This window comes from Robiginitalea insularis (genome assembly GCF_052497835.1).
Genome location: NZ_CP199296.1, coordinates 3,266,675 through 3,284,601, shown reverse-complemented (window position 1 = coordinate 3,284,601; position 17,927 = coordinate 3,266,675). Strand labels below are relative to the sequence as shown.

Genomic DNA, 17,927 nt, shown 5'->3' with positions numbered 1-17,927 from the left:
ATATTATAACTAAAGTAAATTTAAATGGCACATCAATTGTTGAAAGGAAAGAAAGGAATCATTTTTGGGGCTTTGGATGAAAATTCCATAGCCTGGAAAACTGCTGAAAGGGTTCATGCGGAAGGCGGCACCTTTGTTTTGACCAATGCCCCAATCGCCATGAGGATGGGACAGATCAACAAACTGGCAGAGCAAACCGGTTCAGAAATCATTCCGGCCGATGCCACAAGTGAATCAGACCTTGAACAATTGGTTAGCAAATCCATGGAAATTCTGGGAGGAAAACTGGATTTTGTGCTACACTCCATCGGGATGTCCGTCAATGTCCGCAAAGGAAGGGCCTATACGGATGAGAACTACGATTTCACAGCCAAAGGATGGGATGTTTCAGCTCTGAGCTTTCATAAAGTAATGCAAACCCTTTACAAGGCAGATGCCATGAATGAATGGGGAAGTATAGTAGCGCTAACCTATATGGCTGCCCAGCGTACTTTCCCTGATTACAACGATATGGCGGATAACAAGGCCTATCTGGAATCGGTGGCCAGGAGTTTTGGGTATTTTTTCGGAAAAGAAAAAAAGGTGCGGGTAAATACCATTTCACAGTCGCCCACCCCTACCACAGCCGGACAGGGTGTCAAAGGATTTGACGGATTCATTTCCTATGCCGAGAAAATGTCTCCCCTTGGAAATGCTACTGCCCAGGATTGCGCAGATTACACGGTCAGCCTCTTTTCAGACCTCACCCGCAAAGTGACCATGCAAAACTTGTTTCACGATGGCGGTTTCTCGAGTACGGGGGTGAGCCAGGAAATTATTGACACCTTTTCCAAATAAATCATATCCCCAAAAAGTAACGGCCATCCTGTTGCGGATGGCTTTTTTGTAAAATAAAGGCATGCTTGAATTTTCATTTGTAGTCCCGGTATACAACAGGCCAGATGAAGTAGCAGAACTTCTGGCAAGCCTCTCCCGGCAAGATTATACGAAGCCCTTCGAAGTGGTTATAGTGGAGGATGGCTCCAGCCAGCCCGCTGAATCGATCGTTCGTTCCTTTGAAGATCGTTTAAAGATTAAATACTGGTATAAGCCCAATAGCGGTCCGGGAGATTCCAGGAACTACGGGATGCAACGGGCCAGTGGGAATTACTTTATTCTGGTCGATTCCGACTGCATCCTGCCGCCGGAATATCTCAGCGAGGTGGCCATAGGGCTCACTGCCGACTATGTGGACTGTTTTGGAGGTCCGGATTCGGCTCACCCCTCTTTTAACCCGCTGCAAAAGGCAATCAGTTTTTGCATGACCTCCGTACTGACTACCGGGGGGATCAGGGGTTCTGAAAAAGCTGCTGAACATTTCCAGCCGCGCAGTTTTAACATGGGCCTCTCAAAAAAGGCCTTTCAGAAAAGCGGTGGATTTGGGAGCATACACCCGGGAGAAGACCCGGACCTTAGCCTCAGGTTATTAAAGCTGGGTTTTCGCTTGAAATACCTGCCCGGGGCTGTCGTCTTTCATAAAAGGCGAATAAATTTCAGGTCATTCTACAAACAGGTGCACAAATTCGGGCTTACCAGGCCCATACTAAACCAATGGCATCCGGGTTCCGCCAGGATAACCTATTGGTTTCCCACGATTTTTTACCTGGGCCTATTCGCTTCGCTGCTGCTGCCTTTGATCCTCAGTACTCCCTGGTCATGGCTCCCGCTGGGGTGCTATATTTTGTATCTGCTGGCAGTTATCATTGCAGCAGCCAGTGCAACGGCCAGTCTCCATATTGGTTTACTGGCAGGTACGGCACTGCTCGTTCAATTTGCAGGCTATGGCCTGGGCTTTTTAAAATCCTCACTCTTGCTTACCTTTAGTAAGAAGAAGCCGGCAGAATTGTTTCCAAACTTATTTTTTAACAGTTAGAGTGTTGATCAAGAAACTGAAATCACGAATAAAGCAACCCAGGGCACGTATGTTCCTGGTATTTTTACTTTGTGCTTTCCTGGCCTGGCTGCTCAACAGACTTTCGGAAACCTACACGCATCAAGTTGTTTTCAATCTGGAATTCCAAAATCCTCCGGATAGTCTTATTTTCATGAACCCGCCACAAAATACTATCCCCGTTAGCGTCCGGGCTAACGGATTCCAGTTATTGCGCTATCAGTTAAACCCCAAACGCCTTACAATTGACCTGAACACCCTGGAAAAAAGGAATAGCAGTTATTTTATTTCCCCAAGGATATACAATGAACAGATAGAATCACAAATGGTCGGCAACGTCAATATTTTTGAGTTTCCCAATGACACATTGTATATGGATTTGCACCCTGTGGTGAGCAGGCAGATTCCCGTGCAGCCAGATACTGAAATTGAGTTGGCTCAGGGATATATGATGGATGGGCCGCTCTTGGTGGAACCAGCTCTGATAGAAGTACGCGGCCCTGCAGAAGAGATCGATACGCTTTTGTCCATTCCAACGGCACTCCTGAAACTTAAAGAGGTAACCGAGAATTTCGAGCGCACCCTGTCACTTCAAAAGGCTGAAAGCCTGACACATACGAATTTTTCAACCGACCATGTAAGTGTAACGGGAAGCGTTTTTCGATTTTCTGAATCGGTAATTGACCTGCCCGTAACGGTTTTAAATTTGCCGGACTCTTTTGAAATCAGAACTTTTCCCGCAACTGTGGGGGTATTGTGCAAGGGCAGGATAGGGGACCTTAAAGAACTGGACCCTGCTGATTTTCAGCTGGCTGCAGATTTTGCAAACCCTGATCCTGAGACAGGCCGTCTGAGCCTGATCCTGACGGAACAGCCGGAAAGCGTTTACAGTGCAACACTTTTGGAGTCTTCCGTGGAATTTATCGTGAAGCGGAAATGATGCGGGTAGGACTTACAGGGGGAATCGGGAGTGGAAAGAGCAGCATTGCCCGGGAATTTACAAGGCTGGGTGTTCCGGTGTACAATTCTGATCTACGGGCAAAAGAACTGATGCAATTGCATGAGGGCCTTCGCGCCAAAATTAAAACATTGCTGGGCAGCCAGGCCTACAACGATGGAAAACTGGACAGGGGCTATGTGGCCTCGAGAGTATTTAGTGATTCCAGCCTGCTGCAGCGATTGAATTCCCTGGTACATCCCAGGGTCCGGGAAGATTTTGAACGGTGGGCCGGCCAGCAACAATACCCTTATGTGATTCAGGAAGCGGCAGTGCTTTTTGAAAACGGAGGATACCGGAACTGCGATAAGATGATTTTGGTTGTGGCCCCAGAGCAGGCCCGCATAGAAAGGGTCATCCAAAGGGACAAAAGCTCCAGGAAAGCCGTGGTCGAGCGGATGAAAAACCAGTGGCCGGATGATAAAAAAATACCACTGGCAGACTTTGTAATTGAAAATTCAGATTGGGACCATACCCTGGAATGTATCGCTCAGATACATTCCGAACTCCTTGAAATAGCCGAAAATAACAGTGCTGGCTAGTGTTAAGGTTTGGTTAAACACCCCTACGGCTAAATGTTAAATTTTTATTTTTACCTGAACGATGAATAAGAGGTTATTTGTACTGCTCGTCATTCTTATGAGTCTTTCGCTGATAGGAATTATCGCAGTACAGTTATATTGGATTAAAAGTTCGGTTGAGGACAAAGAGGAACAATTCTCCAATGTAGTAACGGAAATCCTCGCCAGGGTAGCCGATAAAATTGAGGAGCGGGAAATTAAAGATTATTCCGAAAAATTCCTCAGTCTTAAAGACAGTGTCGGAAACCTCAGAGAACCGCAGCTTATCAGCGATATCTTTTTCATCGACCGCGATATTAATTCCAATGAAATTCTGGTCTATTCTCATGGGATTTTAGAGGAAGATTACGATATCGCATCCACGTTCTTTGACAATGGCAACAATTCGGACACCACTACCATAAAAAATTACACCAGCCGCAGAACCAAAACCATTTTTCAGGAAGAATACGGACTGGATGGGAAGGCCTATAAACTCAACCCCATCGAGAAGTGGGAAAAGCTGGGAGGGATCCCCGCCATGGAAAGGGCCATGTTCGACGATGTCTACAGGGTCTATGCAGATAAGGTGCCCATACATGAAAGGCTAAGCCGGGAAGAAATTGAGTTATTGCTCGACCGGGAACTGGAGAACCGCAATTACGATATAGATTACGAATATGGCGTATACAGCAGGGGACTTCCGACAAAGGTAAAATCCCGGAAATTTAAATTCGATAAGGAAAACCACTATAGGGCTCCGTTATTCCAGGACAGCGAAGGCAATACAAACTTCGCCTTGCTGCTTACCTTTCCCAAGAAGAAACGTTTTTTACTGGGTTCCATCCTCAGTATGGCAGTGCTCTCGCTTTTGTTCACCTTTATAATTATGGTGGCCTATGCCAGCGCTATTTATCAGTTGATACGACAGAAGCAGATCTCCGAGATAAAATCGGATTTCATCAACAATATGACGCATGAGTTTAAAACGCCTATAGCCACCATAAATCTGGCAGTAGAGGCGATTAAAAACCCAAAAATCATGCAGGATCAGGAAAAAGTAAATCGCTACCTGCAGATGATTCGGGATGAAAATAAAAGGATGCACGCCCAGGTTGAAAATGTATTGCGCATCTCAAAGCTGGAGAAAAATCAGCTGGATATTCATAAGGAGCGCACTGAGCTACATACCCTTATAGATTCAGCTATTTCGCATGTGGAGTTAATTGTTCAGGACCGGGGCGGATACATCAAGACCCATCTGGAAGCGGAAAGGGATGAAGTGCTGGCCAATGAAATGCATCTGGGAAATGTGTTGGTCAACATCCTGGACAATGCTGTAAAGTATTCTCCGGAAGCCCCTAAGATAGATGTGTTTACAGAGGTTGCCAAGAACTTTATCATTATAAAAATACAAGACCAGGGTGCCGGAATGTCAAAGGTAGTCCTGAAAAGAATATTTGAAAAATTTTACCGGGAACATACCGGCGATATACATAACGTTAAAGGTCACGGCCTCGGCCTGGCCTACGTTAAGAAAATAGTGGAAGATCATCAGGGAGAAGTTTATGCGGAGAGTGAGAAAGGAAAAGGAAGCACTTTTTATATAAAACTCCCCTTAATTTAATCATCATGGAAACAGCGAACAAGAAAATATTACTGGTTGAAGACGATCCCAATTTTGGAATTGTTTTAAAGGATTACCTCTCAATGAACGATTTTGATGTCACTCTGGCGAAAAACGGGATGGAGGGGTTTGAAAAATTTAAGAAGGATAATTTTGACGTTTGTATCCTGGACGTGATGATGCCTTACAAGGACGGTTTTACCCTGGCAAAGGAAATCCGCGAAAAGAATGAGAACGTGCCTATCGTTTTCCTCACGGCTAAAACCATGAAGGAAGACGTGCTAAAGGGCTACAAAGCCGGGGCTGATGACTATCTGAACAAGCCCTTTGACTCTGAAGTGCTACTGATGAAGCTTAAAGCGATTCTGCAACGCAAGGCTTCAAACAGCCTGGCAGACAGTAATCAGTTTGAATTTTCAATTGGTAATTTCCATTTGAATTCGAAACTCCGCTTTTTGAAGTACAAAGACGAAGCCCCCATCAAATTATCCCCCAAAGAGAACGAGCTGCTCAGATTACTGGCCTTACACGAAAACGACCTGATGCCAAGGGAGCTAGCTCTTACCAAAATCTGGAGGGATGACAATTACTTCACTTCAAGGAGTATGGATGTGTATATAGCCAAACTGCGAAAGTATCTCAAGCGGGATGACAGCGTTGAAATCCTGAACATTCATGGGGAAGGATTCCGCCTGGTGGTTAAAACGGATTCAGAGAACTCCATGTAAAAACCACTTTCAGAACCCGTCAGGGGCATTCATTACATATACGCCTCACTATTTCCGAGGGACTTAGCGTAATAGGAAATTTCAATCCATAATCGGGAACCTCCAGGGTATTCAACTGTGATTGCAGCAGGGAAACGGGCATAAAGTGGCCTTTCCGGGCCCTCAGCCTCTCCCTGAGAAGCGTTTCACTGCCTTCCAGCAACACCCAGCAAACAGGACAGGAAATATCCGTAGAAAGCCACTGGCGGTACTTTTCCCTGAGTGCTGAACAGGCGATAACCACCCCCTTATCAGAATAAGTCTGCGCCAGTTCATTTAAGCGCATCAGCCAGCCGTAACGGTCCTGATCATTCAGAGGGCTGCCACCAGCCATTTTTGCAATATTGGCTTCCGGGTGGAAATCGTCCCCATCCCTGAAATCCAGATGTAGCTGTTCGGCTAGTAACCGCCCAACGGTGCTCTTTCCGCTTCCCGATACCCCTGTGATAAAATAAATCTTCGGCTTTCCCTGCATTCCCTAATGATCAATTTGCGAATCGATATATGAAATGACTTCCTCTGGCGCTGCCTGGAAATCAAACCATTTAATGTCTGTACTTCTACGGAACCAGGTCCCCTGTCGTTTGGCAAACCTGCGACTGTTCTTTTTAATCTCTTTCACAGCTTCCTCCAGGGGAATCTCCCCATCGAAAAACCGAAATAATTCCTGATAACCTACTGTTTGCAAGGCATTCAGATTTTTTAAGGGATAGAGTTCCCGGGCCTCCTCAAGCAATCCCTGCTCCATCATCCGGTCTACCCTTTGTTCTATCCGCCTATAAATAATTTCCCTGCTACCAGTTATTCCCAGGGGGATATGTTTAAAAAAGTCAGGGATTTTCCGTTTGCCGAGAAAGGAGCTATAGGCTTGGTCACTCTGCAGGCAAACCTCCAGCGCCCGTAAAACGCGTTGCGGGTTATTGAGGTCTGCATTACCGGCGTAAACGGGGTCTTTTTCATGTAGTAATTGTTGCAGGGGCTCGAGTCCTTCAGTTTGCAGGCGTTTGCGGAGCGACTCTCTGAGGGCCGGGTCTACTTCCGGGAATTCGTCCAGGCCTTTTGTCACCGCATCCAGGTAAAGGCCGCTGCCCCCCGCCATAATTACAATCGAGTGCTTCCTAAAAAGTTTTTTGAGCAGCAAGAGAGCTTCCTTTTGATAATCCCCAACCGTGTAGGCTTCTTTTACCGTCCGGTGCTGAATAAAATAATGGGGTACCGCCTGCAGTTCCTCTGGAGCAGGAACGGCAGTCCCTATCGACATCTCTTTATAGAACTGTCTGCTGTCTGCCGAAAGGATTACTGTGTTGTAATGCCGGGCCAGGTTTATGGCCCAGGCCGTTTTGCCAATGCCCGTGGGGCCGCAAATGGTGATGAGAAAAGGTTTCATCAGAGTTTTTCTCCACAGTTAAAACAGTGGCGTGCTCCGTCTCTGTGCCCTTCTGCCGAACAGGAAGGACAGGACTGGGTATTGAGGTGTACCAGAATCTCCGGGTCATCGCCCTGCTTCTTTTTATTGTACTTTGAGAATTCTACAGTAACAATACCGGTTGGGACAGCGATAATCCCGTATCCCAGGATCATGATCACAGTAGCGATGAACTGGCCTATATTGGTCTGCGGTGCAATATCCCCGTATCCAACGGTCGTAAGGGTCACAATGGTCCAGTAAATACTTCTTGGGATACTTGTAAAGCCAGCCTCGTCGCTTTCAATGAGGTACATTATGGTACCCATTATGACGGAAAGGATAAGCACGACGTAAATAAATACAGCAATTTTAGTCCTGCTGGCCTTCAGGGCCTGTTTCAGCTGAGAAGCCTCACCGATAAACTGCACCAGCTTTAGGATACGGAAAATCCGTATTAACCGGAACGCCCGAACGGCAAGGAATACCTGAGAACCTGCAATTAAATAGGAGAGGTAAAGCGGGATGGTTGAAAGAAAATCGATTATACCGTAAAAACTCAGAATGTATTTCCAGGGCTTACGGATACAGATAATCCGTGCGATATATTCAATCGTAAAAAAGATGGTAATCACCCATTCCAGCGTGAGCAGGGTTTGATGGTATTTGGCATCAAACTCCTTAACACTTTCGAGCATGACCAGGATAACGCTTACAATGATTACGGCGAAAAGGATAAGGTCAAACCACTTACCAGCCGGAGTATCCGCTTCATAAATGACCTCGTGAATCTTATCCTTCCAGTAAGGCATCTTCGTTTTTTCCTTCATGCTAGCGAATCAGAGTTCCAGCACCTTAAGAACCGATTTGTTCTTAAGGTATTCGTGTACGATCCCTGTACAGCCCGGGGTGGATTCTATCGGAGTTAACAGGGATTCTAAGATATGAATATTATTGATTTGATGGTTTAATCCGAAAAAGCCCATCCCCTTCACCCGGGACTCCTGCAGCCAGATGGCTGCCTTTTCCCCGGTGTCACGCCCTTTATCAATGAGAAGCAAATCTGCATTTTTAAGTGGGTATGGCCTCCCGTTGACAATGATTTCCTTACCCGGAACTTTTAGTGATACCGGTTTAGGGCCAAAAACGGGTTTGTTCTGAAGCAATTCTATATGGGCTTTCAAGCGGGCATACAGTTCACTGCCCGTTTTTTCGTAGCGCACCTCTCGGGTCTCCTTCCGAAGTTGCAGGGAATCCTTCCCGCTCCCTGTGAAATGGCTATTGATCTGCTGTTTCATATTGGTGCTGCTGCTGAGGTAGATAATTTCACCCTTCTTGTTAAAGAGGTAATATACCCCGGTATCCGTGGGAACGGATTCGACCAGTTCCAGCTGCCGGTTGGATAGTTCTCCGGCGGATGCTGACCGCATTACCTCCGCAACAATACTTTTACCGGTATCTTTTTGAAGTAATACCTGAAAGAGTTTGAGGGTAGCCAGGGCATCCCCGTTGGCACGGTGCCGGTTGTTTACGGCAATCCCCAAGGAGCGGACCAATTTCCCCAAACTGTGCGATTCTGCGTCCGGAATCAGGCGCTTGGCCAGATCTACCGTGCACAGGGATTTTCGCTGGAAATCATATCCGAGGCGCCGGAACTCCGTCCGCAGTATCCTGTAATCGAATTGGGCGTTATGTGCTACCAGCGTGCTGCCTTCTGTAATTTCCACAATTCTTTTGGCCACTTCGTGGAACTTGGGCGCTGTGCGCAGCATTTTTTCATTAATGCCGGTTAGCTTCTGTACATACGGCTGTATACTCCGCTCCGGATTGATCAGGCTGATAAACGTATCGGTAACCTCATGGCCATCAAAACGGTGGATGGCGATCTCGGTAATGCCTTCTTCATTGAACTTCCCTCCTGTTGTTTCTATATCTAAAACGGCGTACATGCCCGGAAATTGATTTTTGTTTTAATGCGATTCTCTGGGGCCAAAGATACTACTTCCGATTCGTACCATATTACTGCCTTCTTCAATGGCCAGCAGGTAGTCACCGCTCATACCCATCGATAGTATATCTGCCTTTTCCAAAAATGAGGGTAACTGCTCAAAGAGGTTCTTGAGGTATCTGAATTCTTTGCGAACCTGATCTTCATTCTCCGTAAATGTTGCCATTCCCATCAGGCCACGGACACGGATATTGGGCAGGCCAGCCAGGAATTCCTGATTCAGGACTTCCTGTAACTCCTGCTGGTCAAAACCAAATTTACTCGATTCTTCAGCGATGTGGACCTGTAACAGGCAATCGATTACCCGTCCGCCGGCAGCAGCCCGTTTGTTTATTTCACGCAGCAGGCGAACACTATCCACCCCGTGAATAAGGCTTACAAAATCAACCAGGTATTTAACTTTGTTTCGCTGCAAATGTCCGATCATATGCCACTGAATGTCATTTGGCAAATCTTCCTGTTTACGGCATAGCTCCTGTACCTTATTCTCCCCGAAAATGCGTTGCCCTGCATTATAGGCCTCCATGATTTCAGCATTTTCCTTGGTTTTGGAAACCGCGACCAAAACCACATTTTCCGGCAGGCTTTCTTTTATATTCGTTAGGTTTTCTGCAATCTTCTTCATTTTCATGTGTATTATTAAAAAGCGTAAATAGCCAGGCCACTGGGGAGTTTGGGCTGGATAAATGTACTCTTGGGTGGCATGGTCTGTCCTGCGTCGGCTATATCCCGTATCTCTTCTATGCTAACCGGAACCATTCCAAAGCCCACTTTGTACTTCCCCTGGTCAATAAGCATTTTCATTTCTATTTCATTTTGCGCGCCACAGCGATAGTGAATCCGATCATCATGCCTCAGGTCTTCAATACCGAATATGGGCTTCAGGATGGTTTCGTATAAAATCTGGCTGTCCAGGCGGGCTTTTGCATCGCTGAGCTCATAGGGTTTTTTCCTGAGGCTCAGTGCGTAGAATACCCCATCCAGATACATGGAAAAGGTGTGTTTTTCCTCGGGCCGAAAGGGCAGGCTGCCCTTTTCGTGAATGCGATAAAAAGTGTCCAGGCGAATCAGTAGCTCTTTGGTGCTCAGGCCGTTCATTTCCGTAAGCAGGCGGTTAAACCCCCTTATCTGAACCTGTGATTCGGGTATCAGGTAACTCATAAAGTAATTATAAGTTGAGTTCTGATGTTTCCCGTTCGATTTTCTTTTCGCCAGTAAATCTGAAGATGCAGAGCGGTGATGTCCGTCGGCGATATAAAGGGCATCGATATCTCCGAATACACGGGTAAGCCTTGCCATGTGATCCGGCGAATTGATTACCCAGAGCTCGTGGGTAACCAGGTCCGGACTGGTGAAGTGGTATTCAGCCATCCCCTGCATCACCTCATTGAGTACTGTTTCAATTTCCGGCTGATCCGGGTAGGTCATTAAAACCGGTTCGGCATTAAAGCCTACCTGTTCCAGATAATCCGCAAAAAGCTCTTCCCTGCGTCTTAGGGTGTCCTCGTGTTTTTTGATCAGCCCCGAGCGGTAGTCCCGGGTGCTTGTGGCGCAAAAGATTCCGCAGTATTGCCTGTTTTCGAAACTGCGGCGGTATAGATACAGGGATGGGATCTCATCCTGGATAAGGATTTTTTCTTCCAGGAACTCCTCGTATCGGTTCCGGACGAGGGAATAACGTTTAGAACCTTTGTATTGCTGGTCAAACTTAAAACCGGGGTTCAGGATGTGCAGGAAAGAGAAGGGGTTGTGCTGCATTACCAGCCTTCTTTCTTCAGAGCTGTAATCCTCATAAGACTTGGAAATCACAAAGGCGGCCTTGTCCCTGGCGGGACGTATAGCCTTAAATGGAAGGATTTCAGCCATTAGCCCTGCCTGAATTGGGCCGAAACCACTTCAGCCTTTTTAGAACTGCTGTAGTCGTAGAAACCCTCTCCCGATTTAACCCCTAATTTCCCGGCCGTAACCATTTGAACCAACAGGGGGCAGGGGGCGTATTTGGGTTGTCTGAATCCTTCGTAGAGGACTTCCAGGATCGAAAGGCACACATCCAGGCCAATAAAGTCTGCAAGTTGCAAAGGCCCCATGGGGTGTCCCATACCCAGTTTCATCACTGTGTCTATTTCGTGAACCCCGGCTACCCCGTGAAAAAGACTTTCTATGGCTTCATTGATCATCGGCATCAGGATGCGGTTTGCTATAAAACCGGGATAGTCATTTACTTCGGTGGGTATTTTACCCAGTTCTCTGGACAATTCGAGGATGCGTTTGGTAACCGAATCACTGGTGCTATAGCCTCGGATCACCTCCACCAGTTTCATTATGGGAACCGGGTTCATAAAATGCATCCCGATTACCTTTTCGGGCCTTCCGGTAACCGCAGCGATTTCTGTAATGGAAATGGAGGAAGTATTCGTCGCCAGGATCGTATCCGGGCCACAGTACTCATCCAGTTGCTTAAAGATTCCTTTTTTAAGCTCGCGATCCTCCGTGGCGGCTTCAACCACCAGATCGGCCTGCCCGGCTGCATTTTTCAGATCGGTGCTGCTATGGATATTACTGATAGCTGCACTGGCCGTTTGGGCGTCAATGGCACCCTTTTCCACCAAGCGGTTCAAATTACGCTCAATAGTTGCTAGCCCCTTGGCCAGACTCTCTTCAGAGATATCAACCAGGCTGACCTCAAAACCGTTTTGGGCAAAAACATGTGCTATGCCATTTCCCATGGTTCCGGCTCCGATTACCATTATCTTCTTCATATCTGCTACTTATGTTCGTATTAATATATTTATATGCTGGTCGGGGTTCCGAAGGCCTTTATCACCCTCAGGGCAATGTCCAGGGCCTGAGCGCCCTGTTTTAAACTTACCACCGGCTCCGAGTTATTTTCGATGGCCTGGGCGAAAGTCTCCAACTCATCCAGAATGGCGTTATTCTGCCCTATTTCCGGATTTTCAAAATATATCTGTTTACGATCCCCCTCTGCATTCTGTAAAACCATATCAAAGGCTCCTGGCTGTTCAGGGGCATCTTTCATCTTAACAACCTCTACCTTCCGCTCCAGGAAATCAACCGAGATATAGGCATCCCTCTGGAAAAACCGGGACTTACGCATGTTTTTAAGGGAAATCCGGCTGGCAGTTAAATTCGCGACGCAGCCATTTTGAAAGGCTATCCTGGCATTTGCAATATCCGGAGAGGCGCTGATCACTGAAACCCCGCTTGCCTGAATGTCCGTTACGTCAGACTGCACCACACTCAGGATTATATCTATATCATGTATCATCAGGTCCAGGACCACCGGGACGTCCGTTCCTCTGGGGTTAAATTCAGCCAGGCGGTGTGTTTCAATAAACATAGGCTGTTCTATCTGATCTTTTACCGCGCTAAAGGCGGGGTTGAATCGCTCCACATGGCCAACCTGTCCTTTTACCCCATGTTTTTCGGCTAGCCGAATCAGCTCCTGAGCCTCTTCATAGGTATGGGTAATAGGTTTTTCTATAAAAACGTGTTTGCCCTTTTCGATAGCCTTTTTAGCGCATTCGAAATGGGAAAGGGTAGGGGTTACCACATCTACCATATCCACGGCATCCATCAGGGCGTTCATATTGTCGAAATACGGGATGCCCAATTCATCCGAAACTCTTTTCCCCTGAATGGCGTCCGGATCGTAAAAACCTGCCAGTTCATAACGGGCCGACTCCCGAAGCAAGCGCAGGTGTATTTTACCCAAATGCCCCGCTCCCAGTACTCCTGCTTTTAGCATGAAAATTGAATTTTGTCAAAAATAAACATAGTTTATGAGTTAAGGAGGGTGTGAACCGATTTGTTGGGAACATCAGGTCAGGCATATCCAAAAAAGCCCTCTTATTTCACCTTTGGCAGCAGCGGCATTTGACGGAGTTTTTCTAACTTCGCCAAAAAGGGGACAATTGAGGGACACATTAAAACACCGGGGCAAACGCAATCAACTGGCCGATCTGGTCGCCTCAAAGGGAATTAAGGACACCGCAGTGCTGGAGGCCATCCGTACTGTTCCCAGGCATCTTTTTATGGACTCTGGTTTTGAAGATCACGCTTACCAGGACAAGGCTTTTCCCATAGCGGCAGATCAGACTATTTCCCAGCCCTATACAGTAGCCTACCAGACCGAGTTGCTCGGGGTTTCCCCAGGTGACAAAATCCTCGAGATAGGTACCGGCAGCGGGTACCAGACAGCCATCCTGCTACAACTCAAAGCCAGGGTCTACACCATCGAAAGACAACTGGAATTGTTTAAAAAAACGAATCTCTTTTTTAAAAAGATGGGCTATCGCCCTAAAAAGTTTGTTTTCGGGGATGGCTACAAGGGCCTGCCGGAAGAAGCCCCTTTTGATGGTATTATCGTAACTGCCGGGGCTCCCCAGATTCCGAGGGAACTTATGGGGCAATTGAAAATTGGGGGAAAAATGGTGATACCGGTAGGGGACAAGGAGCAAACCATGATGCTGATTACCCGGACCGGTGAAAAGGAATTTGAACGAAGGGCTTATGGTTCTTTTCGTTTTGTACCCCTGCTGGAGGACAAAAATTAAACGCTTTCTGCTGAAGATCAGGTATTGAACTCTTTTTTGATACGGTCCAGCCTTCTTTTGGATTCCCGGTCCCGTATCGTTTCCCGCTTATCGTATTGTTTCTTACCCCTGGCCAGGGAGATTTTGAGTTTGGCCAGCCCCCGGTCATTGATAAAGAGGTTCAGGGGGATAATGGTATTCCCCGATGTTTTGACTTCCTTATGCAGCTTTCGCAGTTCCTGGCGTTTGAGCAGGAGTTTGCGCTCAGCCTTGGGCTGGTGGTTAAAATGAGAGCCGTGGCTGTACTCGTCTACCTGCATATTGATGACGAACAATTCTCCATCGTCATTGAACTCGCAGAAACTCTCCGCAATAGAGGCCTTGCCTTCTCTTATGGATTTTATTTCAGTTCCGGAAAGCACAATCCCTGCTACATAGGTATCCAGCAGCTCGTAATCAAAACGCGCCCTTTTATTCTTTATGTTTATATTTTTCTGCACCGGGCAAAAATACTATAATTTCCCGGCCTTCCCAGCAAATGAATACTTCCAGTGTAAGGTTTTAAAAGAATTCCCCACCTTTGCATGGTAAAAATGGAATCCAGATGCAAAGATTTATTTTGATATCCCTTATCGGATTGGTCATCGGCTGCAGGCAGTCCCCTAAACAGGAGGAGGCTCCTTTAACCGCACAACAGGTGGTGGACAGTGCCATAACGTTCGCCGGGGGAGATTTGTACAGCCGTTCTAAAATAGAATTTGATTTCCGCGACTTCCATTACAGCAGTTACAGGGAGGATGGCAAACGGGTACTGACCCGCACCATCCCCACGGATTCAGGGACTATCCGGGATGTGCGGAAAGGACAATCCTTTACGCGTTATCTCAATGAACAGGAACTGTCGCTCCCGGATTCGACGGCGCAGCGGTATTCCAATGCGGTGAATTCGGTACACTATTTTGCCTATCTGCCTTACGGACTCAATGACCGGGCCGTAAACAAGCGCATGCTCGATACGGTAAGCCTGGGAGATCACAACTATTATAAAATTCAGATCACTTTTGATCAGGAAGGAGGGGGCAAGGACTTTGAAGACGTCTTTATATACTGGTTCAACACGGATACTTTTCGCCCGGATTTTCTGGCATATGAATTTCAGGTTAACGGCGGGGGCATGCGCTTCCGGGAAGCGCAGAACCAAAGGGTGGTAGGCGGTATTACCTTCTCAGATTTCATCAACTATAAACCGACAGCAGAAGTACCACTAGCCGCACTTGACAGCCTGTATGCCATACCAGGTGGTATGGAGAAACTTTCTGAAATCAATCTCAGAAATATCCGCGTTAGTCCGGACAGTTACAATTAAAATGCAGACGTGTTACCGTACTGCGGTTCCCGACCTGCTGTACGATGAACAGACTGCCGTTATCCCGGTCATCCATAGACGGGAAGCGTTCTTCTCCAATCATTTTATTAACCAGGGCCGGGGTACTGTTACTATGGCCAACCACTAATACATTTTTGCCGGCATTATCGCGTTTGAACTGTTCCACATCCAGGTTGTTCGGATCATAAAATTGAATGGTTATATCCTGCTTCACGGCTGAGGGGGCGGCCGTCATGGAGGTTCTTTCGTAATCGGTGGAATAAATCGCATCCAGAGATACCTCCGACAGGATTTCTGCCCAGTGCATGGCCCTGCCCAGGCCTTTCTGGTTCAGTTCCGGGTCTACATTCTCCGGGTCGCTTCGGTCTTTCTCGGCATGGCGGATCAGATAGAAGGTCGAAACTTCCGCAGCTATCTCATTATCAGGCAATTGCGAATCTTCCTTGCATGAAACCGATACCAGCATCAGCAGGGCCAGAAACAGTAGTGTATTAATTTTCATAATAAATTAGATTGTGTACATTTGAGATAGGTCCCTCCGCAGAAACCTTCGTTGATTAACAAATATAGTGTTTAGGAGGAATTCATTAGATCCAGGGGCATGAGAAATCATATAATTATTTTTGCATTTTTTGGAATTTTCGGGTGGGTCCGGGCGCAGAACCCTGAATTACCTCAGGATTTTCGTCAGCATAATCACACTTATTTCAATGCAAGCCTGTTTAACCCGGTTTTTTCAATGGATCAAAGGGCAGGCCAGAGTCTGGCGCTTTGGTCACGCTGGCAATGGCAGGACATAGATGCAGACCCGAGTACGCTGCTGGTCAATTTTAACCGCAGGTTGCCCAACGCCGCCATCGGCGCTGGTTTTATCCAGCATAATACCGGTTTGTTCACCCAAACCGGGGGCATTCTCAATGCAGCTTATCAATTGCGTTTTTCTGATAAGGTTTCTCTTAGAGTAGGAGTAAACCTGCTGGGGTATCAGCAAAAATTATCAGATGCAGGCCTCAGTCAAAATGACCCGCTGCTTTTTCCAGATCCTGACTTTCGTGAGTTTATCATCCAAATGGCCCCCGGGGCACAGTTACAGCTGGGGAGCCTGGCCTTAAGTGTGGCTTCGGATAACTTTTTTGATTACAGTTTTACCAACAATAGTACCGTTAGCGAGGGTACGCAGAAAATATTTACGGGCTCAGTACATTATACCTTTCCGATTGTATCAGATTCGGGAGCCGGTGCAACCTCCCTGCGACCGCTTGTATACCTCAAAAGTGTCCCTGGATTTGAAAACCAGGTGGGGGGAAATATTCTGGGTGCCGGACCCTGGTACTGGGTACAGGGGGGGTATGACACCTTTTACGGCGTTTCAGCCGGGTTGGGGGTAACAATCCTCAAGAAGTTTTCAATAGGGGGGCTGGTGGAATTCGGCTCCGGGAATGAACCCGAAAGGCAAGATCCTACTTTTGAAATCCTCGCGGCCTGGTCCATGGGTAGTTTACTTTCTGAAAAGGAGCCGGAAATGGAAGAGGCATCAGAAGACGGGGCAGAACAACTGGTAGAAGCGGCTGCCAGGGAGGCCGAAATGAGGGAAATGGAGGAAGCTGCCCAAAGGCAAAGGGACTCCATCAATGCCGCTGTTAAGAGGCAGGAACTGGCCATTAAAAGGCGAGACTCAATTGAAGCCCAAAGGCAGACGGATCTTTCAGAGCAAACACGAATCCAGGATTCCATCCAGAAAGCCAGGGAACAGCTGGCACTGAAAGAGGAAGTCAAACCAGCGGAAGGGGAAAAATACCAGGAAGTCTCCAGGGAAGAAGGCCTTAGCCCTGGCTTCTACCTTGTTGCCAATGTCTTTGGAACCCAAAGGTACTTTGATGCCTTTATGAAAAGCCTGAAGGAAAAAGGGCTGGAACCGCGTAGTTTCTATCGAAAATCAAACAGCTATAACTACGTCTATCTGCAGCGCTATAATAGTATGTCCGAAGCCAGGGCAGCCCGGGACAGTAAATTTTCCGGTCGTTATAGCGGGGATCTCTGGATTTTCCGGGTCAAGTAATGGTTTACTTTTTGATTTCTTTCCCTACCAGCAAGTCCAGATAGGTGAGGGTGTTGATCAGGTATTTGCGGTCCTGCATGATCGTTGCCATGGCAATCGCGCCCTGTATCATCGTATAGAATTGTTTGGCAAATTGCAGCGGGCTGACAGGCAATCTGATTTCCCCGGCATTAACCCCTTTTTCGAGTACCAGCGCAATTTTTCCTTCGATTATACGGGCCGTTTCACGAACAGCAGCCGAAAGTGTCCGATGGTTATAATTGGCATCAATACCTATATTCAGAACAGGACACCCACCCATTTCCCGGGTGAAAATGTCGTAATCCCTGTAAAAAGAAGTAAGACTGTGCAGTTTGTCCATGGCATTGCCCGGTACGGAGAGAACCTCATCCAGAGCATTGAGGAGCTTGCTGCTATTATAATTAAAAGCAGCCAGGGCCAGGGCATCTTTGTTTTCGAAATTACCGTATAAAGCCCCTTTGGTGAGACCGGTGGCCTCCGTGAGGTCACTCATACTGGTGCCGATATATCCCTGCCTGTTAAATATGGGCGCAACCGTCTCAATTATATAGGCAGTGGTTCGCTCGGCTTTGGTACTCATGTTGGGTTGATTTTACAACGAATATAAAAATAA

Annotated in this window: 20 protein-coding genes; 9 read left to right on the top strand and 11 right to left on the bottom strand. The window is 47.1% G+C overall.

The window, feature by feature from the left end; genetic code table 11:
* The first annotated feature begins 24 nt into the window (after positions 1 to 24).
* The 6 genes from ACT6NV_RS14865 to ACT6NV_RS14840 all read left to right on the top strand — a co-directional run bounded on the left by ACT6NV_RS14865 (position 25) and on the right by ACT6NV_RS14840 (position 5,842).
* Positions 25 to 837 carry an enoyl-ACP reductase FabI gene (locus ACT6NV_RS14865; protein ID WP_445385222.1) on the top strand — a complete coding sequence of 271 codons (813 nt, stop codon included), beginning with the start codon at positions 25 to 27 and terminating at the stop codon, positions 835 to 837.
* A 61-nt stretch (positions 838 to 898) separates the two neighbouring features.
* Positions 899 to 1,912 carry a glycosyltransferase gene (locus ACT6NV_RS14860; RefSeq protein ID WP_445385221.1) on the top strand — a complete coding sequence of 338 codons (1,014 nt, stop codon included), beginning with the start codon at positions 899 to 901 and terminating at the stop codon, positions 1,910 to 1,912.
* Positions 1,913 to 1,916: 4 nt separating this feature from the next.
* Positions 1,917 to 2,870, top strand: a complete 954-nt coding sequence (locus ACT6NV_RS14855) for a CdaR family protein (protein ID WP_445385220.1) — start codon at positions 1,917 to 1,919, stop codon at positions 2,868 to 2,870.
* Positions 2,867 to 3,469, top strand: a complete 603-nt coding sequence (gene coaE, locus ACT6NV_RS14850) for a dephospho-CoA kinase (RefSeq protein ID WP_445385219.1) — start codon at positions 2,867 to 2,869, stop codon at positions 3,467 to 3,469. The genes ACT6NV_RS14855 and coaE overlap by 4 nt, the downstream gene beginning before the upstream one ends.
* 61 nt (positions 3,470 to 3,530) lie before the next feature.
* Positions 3,531 to 5,114, top strand: a complete 1,584-nt coding sequence (locus ACT6NV_RS14845; protein WP_445385218.1) for a sensor histidine kinase — start codon at positions 3,531 to 3,533, stop codon at positions 5,112 to 5,114.
* Between the two features lie 5 nt (positions 5,115 to 5,119).
* The gene (locus ACT6NV_RS14840) at positions 5,120 to 5,842 is read left to right on the top strand and encodes a response regulator transcription factor (protein WP_445385217.1); all 723 of its coding nucleotides are present in this window, start codon (positions 5,120 to 5,122) and stop codon (positions 5,840 to 5,842) included.
* Between the two features lie 19 nt (positions 5,843 to 5,861).
* Here the strand turns inward: ACT6NV_RS14840 and ACT6NV_RS14835 are convergent, their stop codons facing one another.
* Genes ACT6NV_RS14835 through ACT6NV_RS14800 form a run of 8 tightly spaced genes read right to left on the bottom strand, consistent with a single transcriptional unit; the run spans position 5,862 to position 13,060 of the window.
* Positions 5,862 to 6,356 (bottom strand): gluconokinase, encoded by a 495-nt coding sequence (locus tag ACT6NV_RS14835; RefSeq protein WP_445385216.1) that lies wholly within the window; start codon positions 6,354 to 6,356, stop codon positions 5,862 to 5,864.
* A 3-nt stretch (positions 6,357 to 6,359) separates the two neighbouring features.
* The gene (gene miaA, locus ACT6NV_RS14830; protein WP_445385215.1) at positions 6,360 to 7,268 is read right to left on the bottom strand and encodes a tRNA (adenosine(37)-N6)-dimethylallyltransferase MiaA; all 909 of its coding nucleotides are present in this window, start codon (positions 7,266 to 7,268) and stop codon (positions 6,360 to 6,362) included.
* Positions 7,268 to 8,116 (bottom strand): ion transporter, encoded by an 849-nt coding sequence (locus tag ACT6NV_RS14825; RefSeq protein WP_445385214.1) that lies wholly within the window; start codon positions 8,114 to 8,116, stop codon positions 7,268 to 7,270. Before ACT6NV_RS14825 ends, miaA begins: the two co-directional genes overlap by 1 nt.
* 9 nt (positions 8,117 to 8,125) lie before the next feature.
* Complete coding sequence (locus tag ACT6NV_RS14820; protein ID WP_445385213.1) at positions 8,126 to 9,235, bottom strand: exonuclease domain-containing protein; 1,110 nt, start codon at positions 9,233 to 9,235, stop codon at positions 8,126 to 8,128.
* Positions 9,236 to 9,256: 21 nt separating this feature from the next.
* Positions 9,257 to 9,919, bottom strand: a complete 663-nt coding sequence (locus ACT6NV_RS14815) for a YggS family pyridoxal phosphate-dependent enzyme (protein WP_445385212.1) — start codon at positions 9,917 to 9,919, stop codon at positions 9,257 to 9,259.
* A 14-nt stretch (positions 9,920 to 9,933) separates the two neighbouring features.
* Positions 9,934 to 11,160 (bottom strand): DUF1015 domain-containing protein, encoded by a 1,227-nt coding sequence (locus tag ACT6NV_RS14810; protein ID WP_445385211.1) that lies wholly within the window; start codon positions 11,158 to 11,160, stop codon positions 9,934 to 9,936.
* Positions 11,160 to 12,053, bottom strand: coding sequence for a 3-hydroxyacyl-CoA dehydrogenase family protein (locus ACT6NV_RS14805; protein ID WP_445385210.1), 894 nt, complete (start codon positions 12,051 to 12,053; stop codon positions 11,160 to 11,162). Before ACT6NV_RS14805 ends, ACT6NV_RS14810 begins: the two co-directional genes overlap by 1 nt.
* Positions 12,054 to 12,082: 29 nt before the next feature.
* On the bottom strand, positions 12,083 to 13,060 hold the full coding sequence (locus ACT6NV_RS14800) for a Gfo/Idh/MocA family protein (RefSeq protein ID WP_445385209.1): 978 nt from the start codon (positions 13,058 to 13,060) through the stop codon (positions 12,083 to 12,085).
* 166 nt (positions 13,061 to 13,226) lie between these two features.
* Here ACT6NV_RS14800 and ACT6NV_RS14795 point away from each other — a divergent pair, with 166 nt between their 5' ends.
* The gene (locus ACT6NV_RS14795; RefSeq protein ID WP_445385208.1) at positions 13,227 to 13,868 is read left to right on the top strand and encodes a protein-L-isoaspartate(D-aspartate) O-methyltransferase; all 642 of its coding nucleotides are present in this window, start codon (positions 13,227 to 13,229) and stop codon (positions 13,866 to 13,868) included.
* Between the two features lie 17 nt (positions 13,869 to 13,885).
* Here the strand turns inward: ACT6NV_RS14795 and smpB are convergent, their stop codons facing one another.
* The gene (smpB, locus tag ACT6NV_RS14790) at positions 13,886 to 14,347 is read right to left on the bottom strand and encodes an SsrA-binding protein SmpB (RefSeq protein ID WP_445385207.1); all 462 of its coding nucleotides are present in this window, start codon (positions 14,345 to 14,347) and stop codon (positions 13,886 to 13,888) included.
* Positions 14,348 to 14,451: 104 nt separating this feature from the next.
* Between smpB and ACT6NV_RS14785 the strand changes: the two genes are divergently transcribed.
* Positions 14,452 to 15,213: a DUF6503 family protein gene (locus ACT6NV_RS14785; protein WP_445385206.1), complete on the top strand. Its 762-nt coding sequence runs from the start codon at positions 14,452 to 14,454 to the stop codon at positions 15,211 to 15,213.
* Here ACT6NV_RS14785 and ACT6NV_RS14780 read toward each other — a convergent pair.
* A complete protein-coding gene (locus ACT6NV_RS14780; RefSeq protein ID WP_445385205.1) occupies positions 15,191 to 15,736 on the bottom strand; it encodes a SixA phosphatase family protein in 546 nt (181 codons plus the stop codon). The two genes, ACT6NV_RS14785 and ACT6NV_RS14780, sit on opposite strands and share 23 nt — an antisense overlap.
* A gap of 99 nt (positions 15,737 to 15,835) precedes the next feature.
* Here ACT6NV_RS14780 and ACT6NV_RS14775 point away from each other — a divergent pair, with 99 nt between their 5' ends.
* Entirely contained in the window at positions 15,836 to 17,293 is a 1,458-nt protein-coding gene (locus ACT6NV_RS14775) for a PorP/SprF family type IX secretion system membrane protein (protein WP_445385204.1), read from the top strand.
* 4 nt (positions 17,294 to 17,297) lie between these two features.
* Here the strand turns inward: ACT6NV_RS14775 and ACT6NV_RS14770 are convergent, their stop codons facing one another.
* Positions 17,298 to 17,894: a TetR/AcrR family transcriptional regulator gene (locus ACT6NV_RS14770; RefSeq protein ID WP_445385203.1), complete on the bottom strand. Its 597-nt coding sequence runs from the start codon at positions 17,892 to 17,894 to the stop codon at positions 17,298 to 17,300.
* Between the last annotated feature and the right edge of the window lie 33 nt (positions 17,895 to 17,927).

Excerpts from the sequence above, each read along its gene's own strand:
- ACT6NV_RS14865 (WP_445385222.1), top strand. The coding sequence starts at position 25 with ATGGCACATCAATTGTTGAAAGGAAAGAAAGGAATCATTTTTGGGGCT.
- ACT6NV_RS14860 (WP_445385221.1), top strand. The coding sequence starts at position 899 with ATGCTTGAATTTTCATTTGTAGTCCCGGTATACAACAGGCCAGATGAA.
- coaE (WP_445385219.1), top strand. The coding sequence starts at position 2,867 with ATGATGCGGGTAGGACTTACAGGGGGAATCGGGAGTGGAAAGAGCAGC.
- ACT6NV_RS14845 (WP_445385218.1), top strand. The coding sequence starts at position 3,531 with ATGAATAAGAGGTTATTTGTACTGCTCGTCATTCTTATGAGTCTTTCG.
- ACT6NV_RS14840 (WP_445385217.1), top strand. The coding sequence starts at position 5,120 with ATGGAAACAGCGAACAAGAAAATATTACTGGTTGAAGACGATCCCAAT.
- ACT6NV_RS14835 (WP_445385216.1), bottom strand. The coding sequence starts at position 6,356 with ATGCAGGGAAAGCCGAAGATTTATTTTATCACAGGGGTATCGGGAAGC.
- miaA (WP_445385215.1), bottom strand. The coding sequence starts at position 7,268 with ATGAAACCTTTTCTCATCACCATTTGCGGCCCCACGGGCATTGGCAAA.
- ACT6NV_RS14825 (WP_445385214.1), bottom strand. The coding sequence starts at position 8,116 with ATGAAGGAAAAAACGAAGATGCCTTACTGGAAGGATAAGATTCACGAG.
- ACT6NV_RS14820 (WP_445385213.1), bottom strand. The coding sequence starts at position 9,235 with ATGTACGCCGTTTTAGATATAGAAACAACAGGAGGGAAGTTCAATGAA.
- ACT6NV_RS14815 (WP_445385212.1), bottom strand. The coding sequence starts at position 9,919 with ATGAAGAAGATTGCAGAAAACCTAACGAATATAAAAGAAAGCCTGCCG.
- ACT6NV_RS14810 (WP_445385211.1), bottom strand. The coding sequence starts at position 11,160 with ATGGCTGAAATCCTTCCATTTAAGGCTATACGTCCCGCCAGGGACAAG.
- ACT6NV_RS14805 (WP_445385210.1), bottom strand. The coding sequence starts at position 12,053 with ATGAAGAAGATAATGGTAATCGGAGCCGGAACCATGGGAAATGGCATA.
- ACT6NV_RS14800 (WP_445385209.1), bottom strand. The coding sequence starts at position 13,060 with ATGCTAAAAGCAGGAGTACTGGGAGCGGGGCATTTGGGTAAAATACAC.
- ACT6NV_RS14785 (WP_445385206.1), top strand. The coding sequence starts at position 14,452 with ATGCAAAGATTTATTTTGATATCCCTTATCGGATTGGTCATCGGCTGC.
- ACT6NV_RS14780 (WP_445385205.1), bottom strand. The coding sequence starts at position 15,736 with ATGAAAATTAATACACTACTGTTTCTGGCCCTGCTGATGCTGGTATCG.
- ACT6NV_RS14775 (WP_445385204.1), top strand. The coding sequence starts at position 15,836 with ATGAGAAATCATATAATTATTTTTGCATTTTTTGGAATTTTCGGGTGG.
- ACT6NV_RS14770 (WP_445385203.1), bottom strand. The coding sequence starts at position 17,894 with ATGAGTACCAAAGCCGAGCGAACCACTGCCTATATAATTGAGACGGTT.